18 protein-coding genes and 1 pseudogene are annotated in these 23191 nt (G+C 58.7%); 5 read left to right on the top strand and 14 right to left on the bottom strand.

Going from position 1 to position 23191, the window contains the following annotated elements:
* Positions 1–21: 21 nt before the first annotated feature.
* On the bottom strand, positions 22–705 hold the full coding sequence (locus BLT65_RS28770; protein ID WP_091783971.1) for a TetR/AcrR family transcriptional regulator: 684 nt from the start codon (positions 703–705) through the stop codon (positions 22–24).
* Positions 706–1025: 320 nt separating this feature from the next.
* Between BLT65_RS28770 and BLT65_RS28765 the strand changes: the two genes are divergently transcribed.
* Entirely contained in the window at positions 1026–2198 is a 1173-nt protein-coding gene (locus BLT65_RS28765) for an MFS transporter (RefSeq protein WP_091783968.1), read from the top strand.
* Between the two features lie 211 nt (positions 2199–2409).
* On the opposite strand, the gene BLT65_RS46635 is transcribed toward BLT65_RS28765, so the two are convergent.
* The 5 genes from BLT65_RS46635 to BLT65_RS28740 form a co-directional block, all read right to left on the bottom strand.
* The gene (locus BLT65_RS46635; protein ID WP_143036575.1) at positions 2410–2787 is read right to left on the bottom strand and encodes a MarR family winged helix-turn-helix transcriptional regulator; all 378 of its coding nucleotides are present in this window, start codon (positions 2785–2787) and stop codon (positions 2410–2412) included.
* 87 nt (positions 2788–2874) lie between these two features.
* Entirely contained in the window at positions 2875–3564 is a 690-nt protein-coding gene (locus BLT65_RS28755; RefSeq protein ID WP_091783963.1) for a TetR/AcrR family transcriptional regulator, read from the bottom strand.
* A 251-nt stretch (positions 3565–3815) separates the two neighbouring features.
* Positions 3816–5285, bottom strand: coding sequence for an NAD-dependent succinate-semialdehyde dehydrogenase (locus BLT65_RS28750; RefSeq protein WP_091783961.1), 1470 nt, complete (start codon positions 5283–5285; stop codon positions 3816–3818).
* An 11-nt stretch (positions 5286–5296) separates the two neighbouring features.
* Complete coding sequence (locus tag BLT65_RS28745) at positions 5297–6307, bottom strand: dihydrodipicolinate synthase family protein (RefSeq protein ID WP_091783958.1); 1011 nt, start codon at positions 6305–6307, stop codon at positions 5297–5299.
* 45 nt (positions 6308–6352) lie between these two features.
* Positions 6353–7357, bottom strand: a complete 1005-nt coding sequence (locus BLT65_RS28740) for an ornithine cyclodeaminase family protein (protein ID WP_091783956.1) — start codon at positions 7355–7357, stop codon at positions 6353–6355.
* A 441-nt stretch (positions 7358–7798) separates the two neighbouring features.
* Here BLT65_RS28740 and BLT65_RS28735 point away from each other — a divergent pair, with 441 nt between their 5' ends.
* Positions 7799–8461, top strand: coding sequence for a FadR/GntR family transcriptional regulator (locus BLT65_RS28735; protein ID WP_244186677.1), 663 nt, complete (start codon positions 7799–7801; stop codon positions 8459–8461).
* Positions 8462–8647: 186 nt separating this feature from the next.
* On the opposite strand, the gene BLT65_RS28730 is transcribed toward BLT65_RS28735, so the two are convergent.
* Together BLT65_RS28730 and BLT65_RS28725 are read right to left on the bottom strand one after the other, a co-directional pair.
* On the bottom strand, positions 8648–10270 hold the full coding sequence (locus tag BLT65_RS28730) for a methyl-accepting chemotaxis protein (protein WP_091783951.1): 1623 nt from the start codon (positions 10268–10270) through the stop codon (positions 8648–8650).
* 436 nt (positions 10271–10706) lie between these two features.
* On the bottom strand, positions 10707–11759 hold the full coding sequence (locus BLT65_RS28725) for an aromatic ring-hydroxylating dioxygenase subunit alpha (RefSeq protein WP_091783949.1): 1053 nt from the start codon (positions 11757–11759) through the stop codon (positions 10707–10709).
* 110 nt (positions 11760–11869) lie between these two features.
* Between BLT65_RS28725 and BLT65_RS28720 the strand changes: the two genes are divergently transcribed.
* Positions 11870–12799, top strand: coding sequence for a LysR family transcriptional regulator (locus BLT65_RS28720; RefSeq protein WP_244186676.1), 930 nt, complete (start codon positions 11870–11872; stop codon positions 12797–12799).
* Between the two features lie 83 nt (positions 12800–12882).
* On the opposite strand, the gene BLT65_RS28715 is transcribed toward BLT65_RS28720, so the two are convergent.
* The 5 genes and pseudogenes from BLT65_RS28715 to BLT65_RS28695 all read right to left on the bottom strand — a co-directional run bounded on the left by BLT65_RS28715 (position 12883) and on the right by BLT65_RS28695 (position 19011).
* A complete protein-coding gene (locus tag BLT65_RS28715; protein ID WP_091784167.1) occupies positions 12883–13968 on the bottom strand; it encodes a porin in 1086 nt (361 codons plus the stop codon).
* A gap of 775 nt (positions 13969–14743) precedes the next feature.
* Positions 14744–15592, bottom strand: coding sequence for an S-formylglutathione hydrolase (fghA, locus tag BLT65_RS28710; protein WP_091783946.1), 849 nt, complete (start codon positions 15590–15592; stop codon positions 14744–14746).
* A gap of 12 nt (positions 15593–15604) precedes the next feature.
* Positions 15605–16711, bottom strand: a pseudogene (locus tag BLT65_RS28705) (S-(hydroxymethyl)glutathione dehydrogenase/class III alcohol dehydrogenase).
* A 75-nt stretch (positions 16712–16786) separates the two neighbouring features.
* On the bottom strand, positions 16787–17854 hold the full coding sequence (locus BLT65_RS28700) for an aromatic ring-hydroxylating oxygenase subunit alpha (protein ID WP_091783944.1): 1068 nt from the start codon (positions 17852–17854) through the stop codon (positions 16787–16789).
* 107 nt (positions 17855–17961) lie between these two features.
* Entirely contained in the window at positions 17962–19011 is a 1050-nt protein-coding gene (locus BLT65_RS28695; RefSeq protein ID WP_208545814.1) for an aromatic ring-hydroxylating oxygenase subunit alpha, read from the bottom strand.
* A 624-nt stretch (positions 19012–19635) separates the two neighbouring features.
* Between BLT65_RS28695 and BLT65_RS28690 the strand changes: the two genes are divergently transcribed.
* Both BLT65_RS28690 and hpaI read left to right on the top strand, forming a co-directional pair.
* Positions 19636–20598 carry a PDR/VanB family oxidoreductase gene (locus BLT65_RS28690; RefSeq protein ID WP_091783939.1) on the top strand — a complete coding sequence of 321 codons (963 nt, stop codon included), beginning with the start codon at positions 19636–19638 and terminating at the stop codon, positions 20596–20598.
* A 368-nt stretch (positions 20599–20966) separates the two neighbouring features.
* Positions 20967–21773 (top strand): 4-hydroxy-2-oxoheptanedioate aldolase, encoded by an 807-nt coding sequence (gene hpaI / locus BLT65_RS28685; protein WP_091783936.1) that lies wholly within the window; start codon positions 20967–20969, stop codon positions 21771–21773.
* Positions 21774–22174: 401 nt separating this feature from the next.
* On the opposite strand, the gene BLT65_RS28680 is transcribed toward hpaI, so the two are convergent.
* Positions 22175–23077, bottom strand: coding sequence for a LysR family transcriptional regulator (locus tag BLT65_RS28680; protein ID WP_091783934.1), 903 nt, complete (start codon positions 23075–23077; stop codon positions 22175–22177).
* Positions 23078–23191: the final 114 nt, after the last annotated feature.

Genomic DNA, 23191 nt, shown 5'->3' with positions numbered 1-23191 from the left:
CGTCCCGCCGGCTACCTCATCTTAGCGTGCGGTGGCCGTTTTTTCACCTATGGTGCCGCGCTTCACGACGCCGAGGTCCGCGACATTGGGAGGGTCGACCCCGAGCAGTGTATAGACATAGTTGACGTGCTCCTGAGCGAACCGGTCATCCAGCGGTCCGGCACCTGTCAGCAATCTCATATACACGGGCGCGTAGAGGAGTTCTGCCAAGATCTCCACGTTCTCCGGAGCGCGAATACGCTCCGTCACTCTCCACTCTTCGAGCATTTCACGAACAAGCGCCCGGCGACCGTAATGAAACCGTTCCCGAAATTCTCTGAGGACGGCAAGGTCGGCCTGACCTTCTGCGATGATCTGCGCAACGATGCGACCGGACCATCCGGCATATTCGTGGATCAGCGAAACCAGATGCGACGCGATAGCCTTACCCGGCGGTAGATTGCGCGGCATCGGAGTTTTGACGATGTGATGCTCCATGAAGGCATCGATGACAACGAGCGCCTTCGAGTCCCACCAGCGATAGATGGTCGCCTTGCCTACCCCCGCTTCCCTGGCAATGGCCTCAATGGAGATCGACTGCACCGTACGGGTTTCAAGAAGACGAACAGTTGCCGCCAGGATCTGGGTGCGTGTGCCTTCGCTGCGGGGCCGTCCAACTCCTCGCGGCAGAACGACCGCGGTAGGACCATTGATGTCTGTTTTCATTGGCAAGACTGACAAAAAGTGAACAACGCAATCAGGCGGTTACGATGCGATCCCACGCAGCGCCACTCGTTCCCGGCACGATCGAAGAATTGTAATACACACCGTATTCTAATTTTTTACTTCTGTCACCAAGATACTTCGATCTTGGCGAGTGCAACGCTCCATTGCAGTCGAACTGAGCCCGTGAAACACCGACACTGCATCGGGCTACGTCCGGGTTTGACCCAATTTCCGGTACAGGGGTGCGGACTATTATACTTCGAATCGAGACACACCGTTTCGTATATAAATTACGGGCGTCGCCCGCGGAGACAGTCACTATGAACAGAGCCATTGGCGGATTAAAAGGGCGGACATCGCTTGTGCTGGGTCACTGCGCCGGCATGATTGATGTTGTAGCGCTACCAGTATGGGTGGGCATCGTACTGATCAGGTATTACCACCTGGATCCACAGAGTGCCGGCGCGTTGGCCACTTCATTTCTGGGAGCGGTGGTAGTAAGCAGCCTGTTTATCTCTTCGCGGATCGACCGTATCCGCGGCATGATCGCTGCCCCAGCGGGATTCGCCGTAGCGGCGGTGGCGTTCTTCTGCATGGCACTGACTCGGGACTACGCCCTGCTGCTCTTGCTGCATGTCTTCGGCGGACTTGCGGTCGGATGCGCCCTATCGCTCACTCATTCGGCTATTGGCGGAAGTGCAAATCCCCATCGTCTGATCGCCACCGGATTCACTGCGCTCAGCATCCTGTCGCTTGGGTTCCTGGGTGGCGTGCCACGGGTTGTGCCAACGCTAGGGGGTCAAGTGGTGTTTCTCGTCCTAGGCGTCATCATGTTGACGGCAGCAATTTTCGGGATCGTTGGGTTTCCGGATCGAACGGTGCCTGCATCAGGTAATGGATCACCGCGCGATCGGGAGCGCCTGTCCAATGGTGTATGGTTTGCAATGGTGGGGACGAGTCTGCTCACTCTGAGTCACTCGATGATGCTGAGCTTCCTGGAACCGATCGGGCTCGCACACGGATTTAGCACTGTTCAAGTCATGAATGTCCTGCTTGCCATCGGACTCGTGAACCTGCTGCCAGGCCTGCTGGCTGCGCTCCTGGAGCGGAAAGTGTCTGCACGCGGTGTCATGATTGCCGGTCCTATCCTCCAGGCTGCCCTAGGTTTTACACTCACCCATTCGTCGGTCTTTGGTCCGTACGCCTTCGCGGGCGTCATCTTCCCGACCGTGATTATCTTCACGCACACGTTCGTTTTTGCATTTCTCGCCCGACATGATCCGTCCACGAGAGCTGTGGCGGCGACGCCCGTGATGGCAATGACAGGTTCGGCAATTGGCCCCATTCTGGGTGGCGCCGTGGCCCATCACTTCGGATATGAAAGCATCGGTTGGACCATCGTCGCGGCCTCAACTGTCAGCGCCGTTTGCTTCTGGCAAGCCGGTCGTCGCACTCACTCCGTGCTAATCCCTGCCGCAGAGGCTACGCAGTAGCCACGGTTAGCACGGCTTCCGAAAAAGCAGGAGTTCGTGGCTATCTGGCACGGCCAAACGCTATCGCATGTCCCTCAGAAATGCGACTCCTGCCCTTTGGGAAGCGACATCTTCTACCACTGCTACCGATTGTGGTTCAGCATTCGTGAGCAGGCGCTTGAGAAGTACCACGAAGAAAAATTGCTCACCGTTGGTTAGCGCACGCATGGACCTATCGCCGATTGCTTTCAGGGCGGCGCCGATATTCACCACCATTTCGGTCCCGCATGGTCAGCGAAATGCACCAGGAGCGGTGATCATGACGCCGACTCTTCATTGCGATTCCCTCGGCAACGAGAGGTGAAACAAGCCGGGATATCGATGCAAGGTCGTAGCGCAGCTCGTGTGCGAGCTGCGTCCGGGTCATGAATGGTTGATGCGCGAGGCACGCGATAACCTTCGCCTGTATCGCCGAAACTCCGAACAACAGATTCATCTGCTCATCAGTAGTTCGGGAGATTGCCCGCACCAACTCAGCAAAGCGAATGAGCCAGTTTCCGGCCAAACCTTCAACCGGACCGCTTATCGACAATTGGTCGGTGCAGTCCATCCTCCCGCTCCCTTCCGAAAGCGCCCAATATCACGCCGAAACACCGCCTGCGCTATATCTCGCGCTCAGCGGAACCACCGCTCGGTTTCACCTTGCAGTGGTGGTCTTCTTCGCAGCAGGCTTATGCTTTTTCCGTTCACCGGCCTTCACCACGTCCGGCACGTCAACACCGAGCAAGGTGTAGACATAGCTGATGTGCTCGCGAGCGAAATGGTCGTCAAGCGGGCCATTGCCGAGCAGCAGGCGCAAATAGACGGGCGCATAGAGCAGTTCGCCGAGCGTTTCGATGTTGGGCGGTGTAGGAATGGGTGACGCACTCCGCCATTCCTCCAGCATTTCCCGTACTAGCGCCCGCCGCCCATAATGGAAGCGTTCTCGGAATTCGCGTAGGACTGCGGGATCGGCCTGTCCCTCGGCAATGATCTGTGCGACGATCCGGCCCGACCATCCCGCATATTCGCGTATCAGCGACATCAGATGCACGGCAACGGCTTCACCCGGCGGCAGATTGTGCGGCATCGGGGTCTTGACAATGTGATGCTCCATAAACGCATCGATTACGACGAGCGCTTTTGAATCCCACCAGCGGTAGATCGTCGCCTTGCCAACGCCCGCCTCCCTCGCAATTGCTTCGATAGAGATGGCCTGGATGGTACTGGTGTGAAGCAACCGAACCGTCGCAGCGAGAATCTGCGTGCGAGTCTCCTCACTGCGCGGTCGCCCGGCGCCTCGCTCGGCGACGGGGGCGGATACGGGAAGCTGTGCGTTTGTTTTCATTGGCGCGTGACCGAAGATCGGCCGGCAACCGCTTTCCCTACGGGAAGTTGCATAGCCATGTTGACATGTGCCTCGACTGGTATCACGCAATTATAAGACACGTCGTCCCTTAATTACGTTCCCCTTCGAAACAGCTTCCGCCCGCTGCTGATGCACCGCCCTAGCCATATGCGCGGTAGTGACTGGTCCCTATCATTGGGACCAGTCACCCGCGTGTTACGTCGCCCGTTTTTTTTCGCCTGAGGCTTCGCCTAGATCCCGCCCAACGCCACGTATTTGATCTCGAGATAGTCGTCGACGCCGTACTTCGAGCCCTCGCGACCCAGTCCGGACGTCTTGACCCCTCCGAACGGCGCCACTTCGGTCGAGATCAACCCCTCATTGACACCCACGATGCCAAACTCGAGCTGGTCGACGACCCGGAAGATCCGTCCGACATCACGGGCGAACACATATGACGCCAGACCGAACGGCGTGTCGTTGGCGAGGGCAATTGCGTCTTCTTCCGTCTCGAACCGGAACAGCGGCGCAATCGGCCCGAACGTTTCCTCGTGAAAGATCAGTGCATCGACGGGAACGTCAGCCAACACAGTGGGTTCGAAAAAGTGCCCGCCCAATTCGTGGCGCCGGCCGCCCGTGAGCACACGTGCACCTTTGGAGAGCGCATCGGAGATGTGCTCTTCCACCTTCTGAACGGCATCTTCGTTGATAAGCGGCCCCTGTACCACGCCCGCCTCCATACCGTCGCCGACCTTTAGCGCGGCGGAAGCAGCGGCGAGCTTACGGGCGAACGCTTCGTAGACACCCGACTGCACCAGGATGCGATTGGCCGCGACGCACGCCTGGCCTGCATTGCGGTATTTTGCGGCAAGCGCCCCTATGACCGCAGCGTCCAAGTCAGCATCGTCGAAGACGATGAACGGCGCGTTGCCGCCCAACTCCATGCTGGTCTTCTTGATCGTGGGTGCGCACTGTGCCAGCAGTTGCGCGCCAACCTCGGTCGAACCTGTGAACGACAATTTGCGCACAACAGGACTCGAAGTGAGCTCGCCGCCGATCGCACGGGCCGAGCCGGTGACGACGTTACACACGCCCGGCGGCAGGCCAGCGCGCTCAGCAAGGACGGCTAGCGCCAGCGCGGACAGTGGCGTCTGGCTCGCCGGCTTGATGACGCCCGCGCAACCGACAGCCCAGCCGGGGCCCGCCTTGCGGGTGATCATTGCAGATGGAAAATTCCACGGCGTAATCGCGGCAAACACCCCGATTGGTCCCTTCTGCACGAGGATGCGACGGCCGTCGACGTTTTGTGGAATGATGTCCCCATAGACCCGTTTCGCCTCCTCAGAAAACCACTCGATGAAGCCTGCCGCGTACAGGATCTCACCACGGGATTCGACCAGCGGCTTGCCCTGCTCTGCCGTCATGATGACAGCGAGGTCATCAATGTTCGCCAGCATCAGGTCGTACAGCGTGCGCAACACTTTCGCGCGTTCCTTCGGCAGGGTCTTGCGCCAGCCCTGCATCGCCCGCTCGGCCGCTGCGATCGCACGGCGCGTTTCGTCGGCACCACCATTCGGCACACGCGCAACCACTTCGCCCGTGGCAGGGTTACGCACGTCAAGCGTCTTGCCACTATCGGCCTGCACCCATTCGCCATTGATCAGCATCGCCTGGCGCAACAGACTCGGGTCCTTCAGCGGGAGCGTAATGAGTTCACTCATGACGGTCGGCCTCAAACAGGGTTGCGGCCGACGAAGAAAGCCTCGTCGAGGTCGCTGGTCGGGTTCAGGCCCGCTACTTCCAGGCCCTTGCGCAGGACCGTCATGTCACGCTGGTATACGCGTTGTGTGGGATGCGGCATCGGACCGCCGTTGTAGCCCTGCAGCCATCCCTGATACTTCCACAGCATGCGGTTGAGCAAACCGTTGGCGGCGATAGGCAGACTCGCGAATGCCTTTCGCGCGGGGTCCATCTTGTACCAGAGCTGCGTCGCCTGATCGTATTCGCCCGCGCGGATCAGCTTGTGAATCTGCGGCAGCAGTGGGCCATAGTAGGCCGAATAGTTAGTGCCGCAAAAGGGGATGTCCATGACCTGCGCCAGAGGCACGTATTCGTATTCCAGCGGCGACGAGATGACGACTTCCTTGTGGAACTCGCGGTGCACCTCAATCGCGGACATGATGTAGGGCATGCCGCCTTCTGCCTTGATCGCGACGACATTGGGAATCTCGTCGACCATCCGGCGCAGCACCGACAGCGGAATGTCGGCGGGATGCAGGCGGGAAAAGCCCCACGCCGGCAAGGGAAACACGATGACGCCGAGGGTCGTCGCCTCGCAGATCGCCTTCGTGTACTCGAACACCTCGTCGTAGGACTTCGGGTAGAAGTACGGAGGATAGCCGAGCAGCACCAGGTCAGCGCCGCCCGCTTCTGCCAGCCTGATAGCCTCGATGTTGTCCTCAAGCGTATTGAAGACGGCGTGATGCACGATGACGAGGCGTCCCGCCGCCTGGTCGGCCATGATGCCGCAGAAATCCCCATACTGCTCATGCGTGATGGCCACTTCCGAGCAAGACAGCGAACCGACAAAGCCGTGCTGGATGGCCAACTCAACATCGTGGCGCACCGCTTTTTCGTTGATACGCTTGAAGTCCGACGTCATCGTCGGAATGGTCACGTTGGCGACGCCAACGAGATGCTCACGTGCCCATTCACGGGCTTCCTTTTTGGTGTAGCGGGCCATGTGCAGTGCTCCTTTAGTCTGCGTTGGTATTTAGTGTCGAGCGCATCAGCGCTTGGTTTCGAATTCCATTGGCAACGCCGTTGCAAGTCCAGCCTCAATCGCCTTCTTCAGGATCAGCTCGGCCACCACGATGTCCTGCAGCCCTCCTCCGACCGATTTGTACATCCGGGTTCGAGCGTCCTTCAGATGCTCGTCGAGCGCGCCCGTCATCAAATTTGCCAGGCTGAACGATTTGTCGTTAAAAGCGATGCCCGCCTTGTGGGCAGCGAGCATGTCGCCTGTTTCTTCCAGGACTTCGTCCAGCATGTCGCACACGATGATGTCGCTACGGGCAACGACGGAAACGTCGATCTCACGCTGCTCTGGAATCGTCGAACCGATTGATACAACCGTCGCGCCAGGCTTGAGCCAGTCGCCAAAGAGAATCGGCTGCTCATCCCGGGAGCGGGCTGCCGCAAGCACGAAATCAGAAGCTTCCACTGCCTCCTGCGCCGACGCGACACCGCGAGCGGGAACGCCCAGGTCGCGCGTCACGGCCTCGGCGAACGCGGCTCGCCGCTCGGGCGTCGGACTGAACACAAAGACCTCCGTCAACTCCCGCACGGCAGCGATGGCGCGCGTATGCATCGCGGCTTCAAGGCCACTGCCCAGCACGGCCAGACGTGCAGCCCGAGCGGGCGCCAGCCGGTCGAGAGCCGCTGCCGATGTGGCTGCCGTGCGGAAACCCGTCACGAGGTTGCCGTCGATGAACGCCGCAATCCGACTGGTTTCCTGATCGAACAGCACGATGACGTACTCAACACCGGGAGTTGAAGAACCCATCGCCATGCCCATCACCTTGGCGCCGTAGTAACGGCTGCCGACGGGCACGGCCGGCAACGTCCTCAGCCAGGTCTTGCCGGCAACTGCCACAGTTCGCGGCGGAGTGCTTTTGGGCGGAATGGGACGGGCGTACGCCGTCTGGAGCGCACGAATAGCGTCCTCCCAGACGAACACGGCACGGGCGGCCTCGCTAGAGACAAATACGGGGGCAAAGGCAGAGGTAGTCATGAGCAGAAACAGAGAGTGACTTGAAGGGCTCGATCAGTCGCACGTCATGTCGGACCAGATGGCGAGCGATTCGAGAGCGATAAGGCGGCCCGGGTTGTTGTCCGACCGTGCATGAGGAATCGGACCACATCCAGAATGAACCCAATGCTAACCGCACAAGTTACTCAATGCAAGCATTACTGCGCATCATTCTATCTATTGATATCTTCAAAGCCGATCTCGAAACGCGTCAATCGATGTAAACAATAAAGTCGGGCATAATGCTGGATTGATTGATGCGTTCAATCGCGCATCAATTGACCGGCGTCAGGTGCGATGCCATGCTGTTCCCATGAATGGCGCGTGGCATGCAGTCTGGCCGGTCGCGTTCATCAGCGGATGCCATACAGGCAAGAGAGCCTCCCGGCGTGAGAGGTCAGGGATATGTCGACACAAACAAACATGATCGATGACGATGTGCTGCGATTGCGTGAGTACATCGAGGGTCACGTGGTCAGCACTGGAGACCAGCGCCTTCCACCGGAACCGAAGCTCAGCGAGGCACTCGGCGTCTCGCGCGGACGGCTGCGTACGGTGCTCAAGAGGCTGGAAGACGAGGGACTCATCTGGCGACACGTCGGCAAGGGGACGTTTGTCGGTCCCCGGCACGTCAAGCTTGACGACGAGAGCTGGTCCTCGTCGATCAGCGTCGACGACATCATGGACGCCCGGCTCGTGCTGGAACCGCAGCTGGCCGCGCAGGCTGCCGTTCACGCCACGCCCGCCGACATCGCGGCGATGGACCAGTGCCTGGCCGACATGGCGGGCACGGAACCATTCATACCGTGGAAACGCCTGGACGAACACCTGCATCGGATCATTGCAGAATCGACCCACAATGCCCTGCTTCTTATGCTGTACGACACGATGCGTACGCAGGTGCGTCTGAATCTGGACACGAGGATGGAGGAGGTGTTCACGTCCCAGACGGCCCCACGACACGATACCGATGGTGAGCATCGACTACTGGTGGACGCAATCCGGACACATAACCCGGCGCGAGCCGAGCAGTTGATGCGCGAACATCTGCGCTCGGTGAGAACCAGACTGTTTGGTCTTCGCTAGACGACGGCAATTGGGCCAGTAGTAACGTCGTCGTCATGCGGAGGCAGCCGTTCGGGCGGGTCACAGGAGAAAGGCGTCGAGCCGAAGCTGGCTGCGCCCACACCACTACGACCGTCGCATCATGACGATGCCCTGCTTCAGGACAACCCATGCTGTAACGCCCCGCTGGCCCGGTCTGTGCGGCGCTCAGATCGTCGGCGTTACCGCAGACGCGGATGGACCAACTCCTGCTCCGCCTATCCCTGGAGGACCACCCGGAGCCTGTGCTGCAACCCGAAACACCGCCACGCTCGCACCGAGCTGGGACGCCTGATCTTCGAGCGCACTCGCCGCAGCAGCAGCCTGCTCAACCAGTGCGGCATTCCTTTGCGTCATCTCGTCCATATTCGTGACGGCCCGGCAGACCAGTTCAATACCACGACTCTGCTCGTCCGATGCCGTCATGATCTCGCTAACGATGGTGGAAACGTCACCAACCGCCTGCTTCACCTGTCCTATAGCCTGGCTCACCTGGACAGCCTGCTCGGCGCCGCCTCTGATCATAGAAACGGATGAACTGATCAGCTCCTTAATCTCGCGCGCGGCCGCAGCCGAGCGTTGCGCGAGCCCCCGAACCTCACTTGCAACCACTGCAAAGCCCCGCCCCTGATCGCCAGCACGCGCTGCCTCGACCGATGCATTCAGCGCCAGAATGTTCGTCTGGAACGCGATGTCTTCGATGACCCCAGTAATCTCGGAGATTCTGCCCGAGCTAGCGCTGATCTTGCCAATCGATTCAAGCATGCCCTGCACCGATTCGTTGCCCGTGTGCGCGAGGTTGCTCGCGTTCGTGGCAAGATGATTGGCGTGTCTCGCATTGTCGGCATTCTGCTTCACCGTCTCAGTCAGCTGAGTCATACTGGCCGCAGTCTCCTCGAGCGAAGCGGCCTGTCGCTCGGTGCGCATCGACAGGTCCTGGTTGCCTGCCGCGATTTCCCTGGATGCGACGGCGATCTGGTCGGAACCATCTCGTACAGCGCCCACCAGTTGTGCCAGATTTGAATTCATGCGGCCCAACGCCTTTATGACCTGTGCCGGCTCGTCGTTATGCGGAGTTGCGATGAGACTGGTAAGGTCGCCCGAGCCCACCGTTTCGGACACGCGAACGGCATCAGACAGCGGTCGCACGATCGAGCGTGTAACGATCCAAGCCAGGCCGATCCCGGAAAGAAGCGCACCCAGTCCGCATACCAGCAGCCACAACAGGCTTTGCTCGTATGCCCCGGCAATCTTCACGCGAGCCGCCGACATCTGAGACTCGGTATAGACAGCAAGCTTGTCCTGTGCAGACAGATACGCGTCTTGGAAGGTCGAGCCCGGTCCATAAAGCGCCGTCGCGGCCTCGGCTTTCCTGCCCTGCAAGGCAAGCTGAATGACCTTGCCGATATAACCGCCATAATGCTCACGTGCAGCGATAACGTTGCCGTAAAGCTGCCTCCCCTCCCCCGTGTCGAGCACCTTTGCGAGTTGCGCCAGTTGCGCGTCGGACTTTTTCCGATCGTCTTCAAGCCCCTTCAGATCGCCGGCCATCGACTGACTGTCCGTATGGAGGATCAGGTTGCGGACGAGACGCGCGCTATCGAGGTCGAGCAACGCATCGGCGTGGACAGCGGCCAAGGCCGCGTAGACCTGGCCAGTCGCATATTCGGCGCTGCGGCGCTGCGCATAGAGACCCGACAGGCCAATGCATACCGCAATGCTGTTCAGAACAAGCACAATACCGAACCCCACAGCGAGTCGGGCACCGATTCTGAAAGAATGCAGATTCATTTCTATTCGTAATCCTTATCACATAAGGTGGAATGACTTTTTCTCCACCGCACTCATCAGCCACGCGGCGTACGGCGCGATCAGGAGACTGGCGCGACGCTATAGAGGCCGAGCCTGGATCGGAACGAGGCAATACGATCTGAACGGTAGCCGCAACCGCTGCTGCGCCAAAACCTCCCGCGCCCAGCCTCAGTTAGCGCTTCTCATATCCGCTACGGTTCGTATTGTATATGATGAAGAGCGCTATAACAGGGGTATCGGTCGTGCCCGGCGCTGGTGATAACCCTGGGGATCTACGCTGTTTGAGCTAAATTCCAGCTTCGCTAATAGTAAAGAAGCTATGGGTGTAACCGCGTTTCGGCTTGATGGGAGTGGTCGATGTGATAAAGATCCTTGCGAGCATCACTCGCAAGGATCCTCATGGACACTGTGTGCGTCAACCGGTCGTCTCACACTTCTGTGCTGATGCTTTGCTCTCTTCCTCGAGTCGTTGGTTCACCGTCCAGCGAAACTGCGAAAGAGCCGCGTCGATCCCGAACGCCATCATCTCGAAGCTCGGATCGAGAGCAAGATTGCGGTGTTGCGCGCTTACCATTTCCCTGTCTTCGTCGAACGCATCTACGACTGCCTGATGGATCGAACGCGTCACTTCCGGCTTGTCGAGCGAAAAATTGTGAGGATGCGCAAAAAAGTAGTGTGTCGAGTTCTCTGTCTCCGGGGTAAGCGCCTGGCATCCATGGAACTCCGCCGCATCGACACGCGCACCCTCCGGTGCCCCGGTACCGACGGGCGCCATACCGGAATCCATACGCAGGATGGCAGGAATAGTAAAGTCGTAGATGTTCCAGCGATCCACCTTGCCCGGCCAGTCGCGGACCGCCTTCACGAACGGGGGTGGCTCAGTATTCAGCGTCCAGCGCGTGATGCGAACGCCATCCTTGATCCGCTCCACTTTCGGCCGCACTGCGGCGTAGTCCTCTCCACCGCCCAGTGTTGTGGGGTGTACATAGGGCAGATGCGAAAAATCCAGCAGGTTATCGCAGATGAGCAGATAGTTGACGTCGTAATGAATGTAGCCAGGCAGCGAACGCCATTGCGGATCGTCGACCCAGTGCGTATCGGGAATCGTCGATGGATCGGCGAGTTCAGGCGCACCCATCCAGATCCAGATCCAGCGGTGTTGTTCCACCACTGGGAACTGCTTCACCTTTGCCTGGGGCGGAATTCTGCCCTGTGCGGGTGCCTCGACACACGCCCCTTGACTGTCGAACTTAAGCCCGTGATACAGGCAACGCACGCAATCACCTTCGCGCCGCCCAAGCGAGAGCGGCGCACCGCGATGACAGCATCGATCCGCGAGTGCGACAACCTCGCCGGACTCCTTGCGGTACAGCATGACGGGCGTGTTAATGATGGTACGGGAGAACAGCTTCTCGCTTTCCACTTCGTGTGACCAGGCGGCCACGTACCACGTGTTCCGGATGAACATCGATTGTCTCCTGTTTAGTTCTACGATTTGCTTTCTCAATGCGTCATGCAACGATAGAATCGCACCGATGATGCGTCAATCTAATGGGATTAATTCGACGAATGCGTGCCATGCATATACGTGACCTCGACCTGAATCTGCTGGTCCTCTTTGACGCGATGTTGCGCGAGCGCAGTGTCACGCGCGCGGCAGCTGAAGTCGGGCTGTCGCAGGGCGCCATGAGCCACGCGCTCAATCGACTGAGAACGTTCTTCGACGATCCGCTGTTTGTAAAAACACCGGCCGGTATGGAGCCGACACAAAAGGCCGTACAGATGGGCACAACGATCACCGAAGTGATGACTGCATTGAGGGAGCGAGTTGTCTCGCAGGCGAGCTTCGATCCCGCGACGGCACGCCGTACATTCGTGATATGCATGACCGACATGGGAGAACTCGTCTTTCTGCCACCTCTTGTTAGTTGCCTGCGCAAAGTCGCGCCCCATTGCACGGTACGCTCTGTCCAGGTTCCCCTGGAGCACATTGAGGCGACGCTCGCCGCCGGAGAAGCCGATCTCGCGCTAGGCTCGGTTCGCACGGCCCCGGACGGCCTGTATCAGCAGCAACTCTTTCTGCATACGTTCGTCACGATGGTCAGCGTGCACAACAAGACTATCGGCACGACTATCAGCCGTGCTCAGTTTGAGCATGCGCCGCAGATCGTCGTCTCTTTGACGGGGCGAGCGAGCGCAGCCTACGACAGCGCGTTCGAAGAATACGGCATCAAACGGAAAGTCTTTCTGACCACACCACACTTTCTGGTGGTCCCGCATCTTATCCATGCACAGCCAGACCTGATCGCTACCGTCCCGCTCGAACTGGGAAACGTCTTCGCAAAACTGGGCACGGTCAGGATCATTCCTCCACCCGTACCCTTACCGCCCTTCGCACTTCGCCAGCATTGGCACCCACGGTTCCACGACGATCCCGCCAACATCTGGCTGCGCCAGCTGGTCAAACTGACGTTCGACCGCTACCCAGAGATAGACGACGACTCGTGAATTTGCGTTCATGCTGGCGGCCCGTGTCGCTTGCCGAATGACGATGACCGGCGCCCAATCCCCCCCCCCCGTGAACAGAGAGGTCAGAACATATGCATTATCCCGATGGTGGCCCCGGTTGTGGTCCCAGACGGAGCAAACAGGGAAGTCAGACCAACGGCAGGAGTCAAACCAAGGTTCGCCTTGCCATGATTGTTCACTATGCCTACCTGAGCGTAAAGGCCAGTTGCCTTCGACAGAAAATACGTTGCTCCCAGAGCGCCCATCAGCGAGTGACTCGATGTGTCATTGCGATCGCTGACATACCACACACCGCCATTTAGATCCAACTGTGGCAAAGCAAGGAAATCGAGACCACCACCGTAGACGTTATTGCTCGGTCCGCCTTCGACCTTGAAACTGGTAAATGACGCCTTTGCGGTAACCGAACCGAATTTGTACGCCGCGGCAAGCATCCGGCCTTCGAATCCAACGTTGCTCGGCGGCACGGTGTTTACCGATCCCCCGGGATTTCCGTCATAAAATGCAGCGCTCAGTGTCAGTCCGCTCCATTGATACCTCAGACTCGCCGAATACTGACGGCCAGACTGGAAGTTTCCGGCCACACCGCCGAACCCGAACATCGCGCTGGCTTGCAGTCCCGCGATGACCGGACTCGTATACGAAATCGCGTTTGAGTTGAATGCACCTGTTGCAGTGACATTATTTGCGTAGATCCCGATGATACTTCCGAACTCAGAAAAAGCTCGCGGATCAAGGTCCCAGATTGACTGAAAGAATGGAGAGAACTGGAGACCAGCCTTGACTTCGCCGAACCCTCCTTTCAATCCCACGTATGCTTCCCGGCCAAAAAGATTGCCGTTCGAATTGTTGAAGCCTCCATTGGTGAGGTCGATCCCACTTTGAAGATTGAACTCTGCCTGGAGCCCTCCGCCAAGATCCTCTGCTCCCCTGAGTCCAAATAGCGATGGAGCAATGCCTGCGTTCTGCAAGCCCACAAACTTCCCACCGTCGCCACCCGTAGCCAGATTTAAGGTCTTGCTCAAGTAGAGGAGACCAGTGTCCGCAATACCATATAGCGTGATGCTACTTTGCGCATGGGCCGATACCGCAAACATAAGGCTCGACGCTACTGCGGTCGCCGTCCCGACAACGCACCTCCGATGCATGACTGTCTCCTTGATATTTTCGTTGCAGATCGCAACATTAATTTGGATTACAAAATATTTATCACAATACTTAAAACCTTCAAACAACAACCGGCTACCACTCAGCCCCCCCTTGTCCCGCTTGAGATCAACCACTTCCAGCCACAATCGCAGGCCCTTTTTCAGCGCATGCGCCTCACCGCCTACTGCTGCTTCCGAGCAACAAACGATGCAGCCATTGTGTTAGTTTTACGCCTGCTGCGATTCATTGTTATCCCCTGTACAGCACACTGGCGTTTTACCGCAAAGACGTGCAGCGGCCAGCAACCACATCACGTCGGATCAATATCGATACGATGTGGATCATAATATGCCGATCAGGTTTTGCGGACAAGCCCAATTTGCTCGCTGAACGGCCTTATTCGCGTAGGAAAAACCCCACGTACTGAAACGATTCGGCTCGTATCTTAAAAACCGGAAACAAGTAAAAAGGCGAAGAAGCGATGTCGAGACGGGTGCAGCCGCGGCTTGTCGCGTCTTCAGTCAGCGCAACATGCGATGCGAGCGTCGTTGTGATGGATCAGCTGATCGAGGATAAGGGGAGCAGGCGCGCTTCCGTAGCCGCATGGGTGTGTGAAACGTGAAACGCCTGCGCTAGGTTCTGCATCGACATGATCGATCCGACGACATCAGTATTGCTCTTATATCGCCGGCCGTCTGTTCATTGGTAGCCTAAGAATATCGGGCGCAAAGAAAACGCTTGGTTCATTTCAGCGTTCGTGAACTAGTCAAGACCTCACAGCGCCCGCAGGACTCGGGCGTGATGCCGGATATGATCTTCGATGAAGCTCTGAATGAAGAAGAAGCCATGATCGTAGCCTTCGTGCCGGCGTAGTGTCAGAGGCTGGCGTGCAGCTTCGCATGCTACTTCGAACACTTCAGGATTCAGTTGCTGCGCGAGAAACTGGTCGGCCAGTCCTTGATCGACCAGGATTCCTTCCTGAAACTTGCGCGTTGACCTACCGACGAGTTCGCTCGCGTCGTACTGCTTCCACGCTTCGCGATCCGCGCCCAGATAGCCATTGAACGCCTTCTCGCCCCACGGACAGCGCATCGGTGCGGCAATCGGCGCGAACGCCGACACCGACCGAAAGATGTCCGGATTGCGCAGCGCGAGCATCAACGCACCATGGCCCCCCATCGAATGCCCAAAGATGCCGAGCCGCGCGCCGTCGACAGGTAATTCGTTGACGACAGTCTCTCGCAGTTCGTCCCGCACGTACGAGTACATCCGATAGTGCTTCGACCAGGGCGCCTGCGTCGCGTCGACATAGAAGCCCGCGCCGACGCCGAAGTCCCACGCATCCGTCTCGCCCTGCGCGCCCGCGCCACGCGGACTGGTATCCGGCGAGATCAGCGCGATGCCGCGTTGCGCGGCGAAGCGTTGCGCGCCTGCCTTGATGGGGAACGTCTCTTCGGTACAGGTCAACCCGGCAAGGAAAAACAGCGCCGGCACCTTCTTCTGCGGCGCCGCTTCAGGCATGAAGACCGAAAAGCGCATCGGCAAACCGATCGCCTTCGACTCATGCTTGTAGATACGCTGCGTGCCGCCGAACGACGCGTGCGATTCGATCAGTTCGAGCATCGCGCCACTCCTTTAGTAGATGACGACCGAGCGGATCGACTCGCCCTTCTTCATCAGATCGAAGCCTTCGTTGATCTGGTCGAGCTTCAGGTGGTGCGTGATCAGATTGTCGATATTGATCTTGCCTTCCATGTACCAGTCGACGATCTTCGGCACATCGGTGCGGCCGCGCGCGCCGCCGAACGCCGAGCCCTTCCACTGACGGCCCGTGACCAGCTGGAACGGCCGCGTGCTGATCTCTTCGCCCGCCGCCGCCACGCCGATGATGAACGACTGGCCCCAGCCCTTGTGCGTACACTCGAGCGCCTGGCGCATCAGCGTCGTATTACCGACGCACTCGAACGAATAGTCCGCGCCGCCCTCCGTCAGCTGCACGATGTGATCGACGACGTTCTCGACTTCCTTCGGGTTGATGAAGTGCGTCATGCCGAACTTCTTCGCGAGTTCGACGCGGCCCGGATTGATATCGACACCGATGATCTTGTCAGCACCTACCATTTTGGCGCCCTGGATCACATTCAGGCCGATGCCGCCCAGACCGAACACGACGACATTCGCGCCCGCCTCGACCTTGGCCGAATAGACGACAGCGCCGACACCCGTCGTCACACCGCAGCCGATCTAGCAGACCTTGTCGAACGGTGCGTCTTCGCGGATCTTCGCGACGGCGATCTCCGGCACCACGATGTAGTTCGAGAACGTGGACGTGCCCATGTAGTGGAACAAAGGCTTGCCGTCGAGCGAGAAGCGCGACGTCGCATCGGGCATCAGGCCCTTGCCTTGGGTCGAGCGGATCGCCTGACACAGGTTCGTCTTGCGCGACAGACAGAACTTGCATTGCCGGCACTCGGGCGTGTAGAGCGGAATCACGTGATCGCCCCTCTTCAGCGTGCCGACGCCCGGAGCGGTATCAACGACGACGCCCGCGCCTTCATGGCCGAGGATCGCCGGGAAGATGCCTTCCGGATCGGCACCCGACAGCGTGTAGTAGTCGGTGTGGCAGATGCCCGTTGCCTTCACTTCGATCAGCACTTCACCCGCGCGCGGACCTTCGAGGTCGACTTCTTCGATCGTCAACGGTGCGCCTGCCTTCCATGCGATTGCTGCTTTTGTTTTCATTTCAATCCTGTCTGAATCACAGATCAGATGAGCCCTGCGCTGTTGACAACGTATACGCGCCGGGCGGCGCGAAGATCAGTTCGTCACCTGAAGTTGCCGGTGCGTCAGTTCGGACTGGATCAGGTTATCCAGCAGGCGTCTCACCCGCACACCTGCGGCATCGCCAACCAGCAATACCGGCTTGAGCGACCAGAACTCATCGTCGCCGATAGACTCCTGCTGCCTCTCGAGCATCGGCGTGTCCTCCCGATCGAATGTGCTGGCGAACGTCTCGACGACACGCTCGGCGATTTCCCGGGCTTGTGCCCCACCCGCTTTCGGCTGACACATCGAAAACCAATAATGGGACGTACTCTGCGTCTCGGGAGTGAACAGGTGCGGGTTGGTAAAATTGAGGCCCACTGCTTGGATGCGAGGACGTCCGGTGGGCGTTCCACCGCCCAGCAGCAGCAGGTTCGAGGGCGCACTCCACCGTACATCAAGCCAGCGATCAACGCGCAGGCCACGCGGAACACCAAACTGATCGCAGGCCGAGTCGGGCAGCACTTCGTTCTCGATGAAGCGCATCGACCACACGTAGTCGCCCTCCTGGCGGACCTCCGTTTGTGCATGCCTCACCGACTGACTGCCCAGCGAATCGGGGTGGAGAAATTCGATATGGGACAGATCGAGGATATTGTCGACCTCGAGCCGGTAGTTTGCGCGAGGTCGTAGATATGCCTTACCGACGTACCAGTTCTCCGGATCCATACAGGAGAAGTCCGGGATGCTGGCCGGGTCAGCCCGCCCTGGATCTCCCATCCAGATCCACAACACACTGTACCGTTCGACGAGAGGGTACGAGCGTACCTTCGCAGCGGCAGGAATCTTCCCATCTCCGTGCGGATTGAGGACACACTGCCCGGCGCCATCAAACTCCAGCCCATGATATCCACATTGCACCGCACCTTTCTCTGCCAATAAACGACCACAAGACAGCGGCGCGAATCTGTGCGGGCATCGGTCATGCAGCGCATGAGCCACATTGGCGGCATCGCGGAACATCACGACTGGCTGGTCGAGCAGTTTTCTCGCCAGCATTACACCCTTTTCAAGCTCACTACCCCAGCCAGCCATGTACCATGTGTTGAGCAGATACTCCATGCTGTTGTCTCCTCGGGTTATTAGCGTGCCGATTCCGGCAGCGTCTGCCTGCGTCTAAACCGCTTTGCTTTGTAGTAGGCGCGACATCTGCGCGACGAGCGCACTCATTACACTTCGCGTTCCATCCAGCGCGCCACAATGCGGCGTGCCTGGATGCCCGCAGCGTCGGCCTTGACACTTCGCTCGCCAGTGCTTACACGACGCGGTCCACGGCTTGACTGCGCCTGGATTGCTTCAAGCACAACGCGGTCTTCGTCAAAGCCTGTACGGATCGCCCCGACCAGATGATCCATCGCTTCCGGCACAGTGGCGAAATCCCGGGCGATGACCCAGAAGTACAGCATGTGGGACTGATCAACCGGCGTTGTGGCATGTGCAACGCGGAAACGGGCTGGCGCGCGTTCGGGTTGCGACGGATCCTGGAAGTCCACACAACCTTCCTGTAGCGCCGGCGACAGGAATGATCCGCGGTGTTCGCGATTCCACGGTGTGCCGGGAGGCACGCCAAGCGACATCGCATAGCCCGGCGCAAGCGGCTTGTTCACGAAGCGCTGCCGGTAACCGACGGTTTCGCCGTCACCGCTTACTTCGGGTGGATTGGTCCAGTCTTCAATCTGGAATGTCGACGCATGTACATACCCGAAGTGCGTCAGATCCAGCACGTTTTCTTTCAGCAACATGTAGTTGGCTGAAATTTCCATCTGACCAGAACGGGTCGCAAACGTCGGGTCAGTCATCCAGGGCAGTTCGGGCGGCGGCGGCGCCGAACCAATCATCGATGCGTCCCCAAGCCAGACCCAAACAAACGGGCCAACCTCTTTCACCGGAAAGTGCCTGGCAGAGAAAGAAGGCGCGGCATCCGCAGATGGCACGCGCACGCAGCGACCCGTGGCATCAAAGCAGATACCGTGGTACCCGCATTCGACGGTGTCGCCGCGAAGCCGGCCGAGTGAAAGGGGGGCCTGGCGGTGCGGGCATCGGTCCTCAAGCGCTGCGACGGTGCCGTCCTGCTGCCGAAAGAGCACCACGGGCGTATCGAGAAGCCAGCGAGCCAGCAGCGAACGCCCCACCTCGTTTCCGAATCCGGCAACCCACCAGCAGTTGTAGGGATAGTTACGAGTTTCCGCGATGCTTTCCGCAATATTCAGCGTTGCCACGATGTCTCACTCCATTGTTAGAAGATTGATGTCTTTCCCTCTGATATCGCACCGGCCACAGACTCGGCATCCGACATCCCGCGCTCTGCGGCGCGATCATCTTTCAACACACACGACATCACTGCGTCAAATCAGCTGGCGGGGGCGAACCGCCATCAGTTGGGGAATATATTTATTAAACGATTCGTATCGTTTCACTTTAGCCTAAGGATTTTCTATGTGCAAGTGTGATTCCGGGACGATACGCTCCTGTGTTCTGACGCAGATTTGCCAAACGCGGCGATGCGCCGCCCCTACCTGAGATGGCAAAATTAACGTACATCCGTCAGACCGTTTCCGTGGCACATCCCAAGCTGATGCCGCCACCACCCGGGAGCCAGGGTAAATCCCGGTGACGCCAACAACGCGACTCACTTATATTGCGATACGTTTCGTTTCGTTTATAAAAATGACTTGCTGCGGAGATCAGTTGCACGGGATGCGGATAGCGGGAGCGCGTCATCTTCCGTCGGCCCAGCACGCGACTCCGTATGAGTGAAGCTCAGAGCAGTTCGTGACCCTACCTAGAGACTCGACCCGCCGGTCCTCCTTCACGGTACCGGGTTATCAATCAGGAGTTTTGACATGGACGCAGTAACACGCGCTGTGCGCGTCGTCTCCAAGGTGATGGAAGCTCTTGACATCTGCAGTTTCGAATTGACTGCCATTGACGGCGATACACTTCCTCCGTTTTCTGCCGGCGCACATATTGATGTGCAACTGCCCGCCGGGCTGACGCGTCAATATTCGCTGTGCAACAACCCGACTGAGACGCATCGCTACCAGATCGCCGTACTCCGCGACACACATTCGCGCGGTGGATCCGTCGCAATGCACGCACTTGAAGTTGGCCAGATCATTCGCGTCAGCGACCCGAAGAACCATTTTCCACTGGTACACGATGCGCATCACACCGTGTTGCTGGCAGGTGGCATCGGCATTACGCCGCTGCTTTGCATGGCAGAGCGGCTGGCGAGTGTCGGTTCCTCATTCGAACTCCACTACTGCACGCGCTCCGCGGAACGCACGGCCTTCTCTGAACGTATTTGCGCCTCCCCGTTTGCGGGGGTCGTGCACGTTCACTACGACGACGGTCCCCCGTCCCAGAAGCTCGATCTGACCGCAGTGCTCGAACGGACGCGTTCCCAAGCGCATCTCTATGTCTGCGGACCAACAGGTTTCATGGACTGGTCGCTCGGGATTGCGAGGGCGACGGGATGGCCGGAGGAACGTCTGCATCGCGAATATTTCGCGGCCGCGCCCCTTGATACGAGCGCCGATGGCAGCTTCGACGTACAGATAGCTTCGACGGGCAAAGTGATCCGTGTGGATGCGGACCAGACTGTGGTCGCGGCGCTTTCCGCCCACGGCGTTAGCGTGCCAACATCCTGCGAGCAGGGAGTCTGTGGCGCCTGCCTCACACGTGTGCTGGAAGGCACACCTGAGCACCGGGACATGTTCCTTACCGTCGAAGAGCAGGCGCTCGGCGAGCAGTTCACGCCGTGCTGCTCACGGTCAAGAAGCCCAAAACTCGTTTTGGATCTTTGACCAATAGCAGCGGAATGCACTCCGATGCAGCGCCAAGCGAAATGCACGCGGTGAGCGCCGGAGCGACGCCGCGCATGAGGGCGGCGTGATTCCCTTGTGCGGCTGCCCATCCTGAACGGTGGCGGGGGAAATCGCAGGGCCGGGAAAGACGCCGCGGACACGGATGTGCGGATCCGACCGGCGACGAGAAACCTACGGAGGGCCTTCTCGTTTCAAGACACCGGTCATCTCGAAGAGATACTTGCCCATCCTGGTGGTCATCCGCGAATCTTGTTCTTTCCACAAACGCGGCCTGCTTTACCTGGCGGCGGCATATGCAATGCGTAAAGGCATGTAATGCACCTCGCCCGGCACGGGATGATGCTTCCATGGATACACCTACAAACCTTTTCAAGAAACGCCTTTCCTCCAGTGAAACCCTGATTGGGCTCTGGCTCGCGCTTGCCGATCCGTACAGCGCTGAACTTTGTGCAGGAAGCGGATTCGACTGGCTGCTGATCGACGGTGAACACGCACCATTGGACCTGCGCACAACGCTCGCAACACTGCAAAGTGTCGCTCCCTACCCGTCCCACCCCGTAGTACGTCTGCCAGAGGGCAGTCCAACGCTGATCAAACAAGTACTCGACATTGGTGCAACCACGCTGTTAATTCCAATGGTCGAGTCAGCGGCGCAAGCGCAAGAGCTTGTCCGGGCAACACGCTACCCGCCGAAAGGAATCCGCGGAGTCGGAAGCGGTATCGCCCGTTCCTCCCGCTGGAGCCGATTTCCGAACTACCTGCATGAAGCAAACGATCGAATATGTCTGCTCATCCAGGTCGAGACGCTTGCGGCGTTGGAGCAACTCGATGAAATCTGCGCGGTTGCAGATGTGGACGGAGTATTCATCGGGCCGGCTGATCTGTCAGCATCGATGGGGTATCTCGGGCAAGCGACTCACCCAAACGTCGTTGCACGTATCGAAGCGGCGTTGGCTGTCATTCGTAAACACGGAAAGGCGCCTGGCATCCTGTGTGCCGACCCGGATCTGGCAAGGCGCTACATCGCCGCTGGCGCGCAGTTTGTCGCAGTCGGTGTCGACACATCGTTGCTCGGCACCGAGACCAGGCGACTCGCCGCCGCATTCGGAACTTCACCGGGCGAAAATGCCGAGCCCACCCGCGCAGGCTATTGACCTTGAATGGGCGCAGGCTCAGAACCCCAAAAACAGGAGGCAATACAGTGTGAAGATCATCGTGGCGGTGGAGGAACGCGCAATCCAGTCGTCGACGGACAACCCGGCCATTTCCTGGCCCAGCCCTTTTCATCCAGACACAGCTCGGCCGCGATGTAATCTCCATTCCCGGCGGATCGGAGTTGGTGGACGACCGCATCGTCGCACGCACACGCCATCCGGCAGTCGTGGATTTACAGCTTCTCTCGTCGACCAAATCCGGCCAGCCGATTTCGCAGATATCAAACCCGCACGTTTCGGGCCTCGGCGCCGGGTTCTTTCGTACCTTCAGTAGCTGCGTGACGTCACCGGTGTTGAATTAAGTCTCATCGAACTGCATGCTGAAAACCTCGTGTTCGCCATCAATTCCGATGGAGATCATTCAATCGGGAGGAAAGGAAATCTATGAAAGTACGAACCTTGGCGGAGAGGTACTTACGGCTCGGATAGACTGCATGCAGGGTTGTTCCGAACTGTACTTCGTCGACCAGAACATGCTCTAGAGTGCCTTTGGCGATATCAGATTGCGTCATCCATGCCGGCAAGAAAACTAGCCCCATGCCTTCCAAAGCAGCCAGGTGCAGCAGGGTTTCGTTCTCGCTGCGCATGACGGAACGAAACTTCACCGCTTCCTCGCCGTCCCGTCCCTTGAGGATCAAGCTCCCGCTGAAGTTGATGCCGCTATACATAAGCAACGAATGGCCGTTGAGATCGCTCAACGCTGCTGGCCGACCGGCTCGCTCCAGATAGGCGGGTGAAGCCACGAAATGAAAAGGAACGTCTATCAACGGGCGGGCGACAAGTCCAGGATCGAGGCGCGCGGACGTCATTGCCCGCAAGGCGAGATCAAAACCCTCATCCACCAGATTGACGATGCGGCCGCTCAAATCCACGTCCAAAGACACATCGGGATAGCGCTGATGATATTCGGCAAGTACGCGAGCAACGAGAGTGTTGGCAGCCCACACAGGCGCACTCAGTTTCAATGTTCCACGCGGGGTCACCGTCACATTGCTCACTGCCGCCTCGACCTCATCAAGCCCCTCTAGCATCGGTCGGATCTGGCTGAAATAGAGCCGGCCTGTTTCGGTCAGGCTGACATTGCGGCTGGTCCGGTTCAGGAGTCGGGCGCCGACCCGACTCTCCAGATGATGCAGGTGCTTGCTGGCCATCGCGGGTGATAAGCCAAGGCGACTGGCGGCAGCCGTAAAGCTCTTATGCTCTGCCACCGTGCAGAACACCCGCAAGCTCAGAAGTGTGTCCATTGATCATCAACTTTCAGGAAATCATGCTTCAATAAAATGCCGATTGTTTAACCACCGGGAAATGATAGTCTGCTGGCTAGATGTCGTCAGCAGCTTTCTCCGTTATTCCGTCGC

It is taken from the genome of Paraburkholderia steynii, from assembly GCF_900100565.1.
GTDB classification, from domain to species: Bacteria; Pseudomonadota; Gammaproteobacteria; order Burkholderiales; family Burkholderiaceae; genus Paraburkholderia; species Paraburkholderia terrae.
Note: the sequence above shows the minus strand (reverse complement) of the source record. Positions and strands in the feature narration are given on the sequence as shown.

What these genes read in the sequence shown, in the direction of transcription:
- hpaI (WP_091783936.1), top strand. Translation starts at nt 20,967, where the DNA reads ATGGATACACCTACAAACCTTTTCAAGAAACGCCTTTCCTCCAGTGAA.
- BLT65_RS28750 (WP_091783961.1), bottom strand. Translation starts at nt 5,285, where the DNA reads ATGAGTGAACTCATTACGCTCCCGCTGAAGGACCCGAGTCTGTTGCGC.
- BLT65_RS28700 (WP_091783944.1), bottom strand. Translation starts at nt 17,854, where the DNA reads ATGGAGTATCTGCTCAACACATGGTACATGGCTGGCTGGGGTAGTGAG.
- BLT65_RS28755 (WP_091783963.1), bottom strand. Translation starts at nt 3,564, where the DNA reads ATGAAAACAAACGCACAGCTTCCCGTATCCGCCCCCGTCGCCGAGCGA.
- fghA (WP_091783946.1), bottom strand. Translation starts at nt 15,592, where the DNA reads ATGCTCGAACTGATCGAATCGCACGCGTCGTTCGGCGGCACGCAGCGT.
- BLT65_RS28730 (WP_091783951.1), bottom strand. Translation starts at nt 10,270, where the DNA reads ATGAATCTGCATTCTTTCAGAATCGGTGCCCGACTCGCTGTGGGGTTC.
- BLT65_RS28765 (WP_091783968.1), top strand. Translation starts at nt 1,026, where the DNA reads ATGAACAGAGCCATTGGCGGATTAAAAGGGCGGACATCGCTTGTGCTG.
- BLT65_RS28720 (WP_244186676.1), top strand. Translation starts at nt 11,870, where the DNA reads ATGCATATACGTGACCTCGACCTGAATCTGCTGGTCCTCTTTGACGCG.
- BLT65_RS28745 (WP_091783958.1), bottom strand. Translation starts at nt 6,307, where the DNA reads ATGGCCCGCTACACCAAAAAGGAAGCCCGTGAATGGGCACGTGAGCAT.
- BLT65_RS28735 (WP_244186677.1), top strand. Translation starts at nt 7,799, where the DNA reads ATGATCGATGACGATGTGCTGCGATTGCGTGAGTACATCGAGGGTCAC.
- BLT65_RS28740 (WP_091783956.1), bottom strand. Translation starts at nt 7,357, where the DNA reads ATGACTACCTCTGCCTTTGCCCCCGTATTTGTCTCTAGCGAGGCCGCC.
- BLT65_RS28770 (WP_091783971.1), bottom strand. Translation starts at nt 705, where the DNA reads ATGAAAACAGACATCAATGGTCCTACCGCGGTCGTTCTGCCGCGAGGA.
- BLT65_RS28715 (WP_091784167.1), bottom strand. Translation starts at nt 13,968, where the DNA reads ATGCATCGGAGGTGCGTTGTCGGGACGGCGACCGCAGTAGCGTCGAGC.
- BLT65_RS28690 (WP_091783939.1), top strand. Translation starts at nt 19,636, where the DNA reads ATGGACGCAGTAACACGCGCTGTGCGCGTCGTCTCCAAGGTGATGGAA.
- BLT65_RS28680 (WP_091783934.1), bottom strand. Translation starts at nt 23,077, where the DNA reads ATGGACACACTTCTGAGCTTGCGGGTGTTCTGCACGGTGGCAGAGCAT.
- BLT65_RS46635 (WP_143036575.1), bottom strand. Translation starts at nt 2,787, where the DNA reads ATGGACTGCACCGACCAATTGTCGATAAGCGGTCCGGTTGAAGGTTTG.
- BLT65_RS28725 (WP_091783949.1), bottom strand. Translation starts at nt 11,759, where the DNA reads ATGTTCATCCGGAACACGTGGTACGTGGCCGCCTGGTCACACGAAGTG.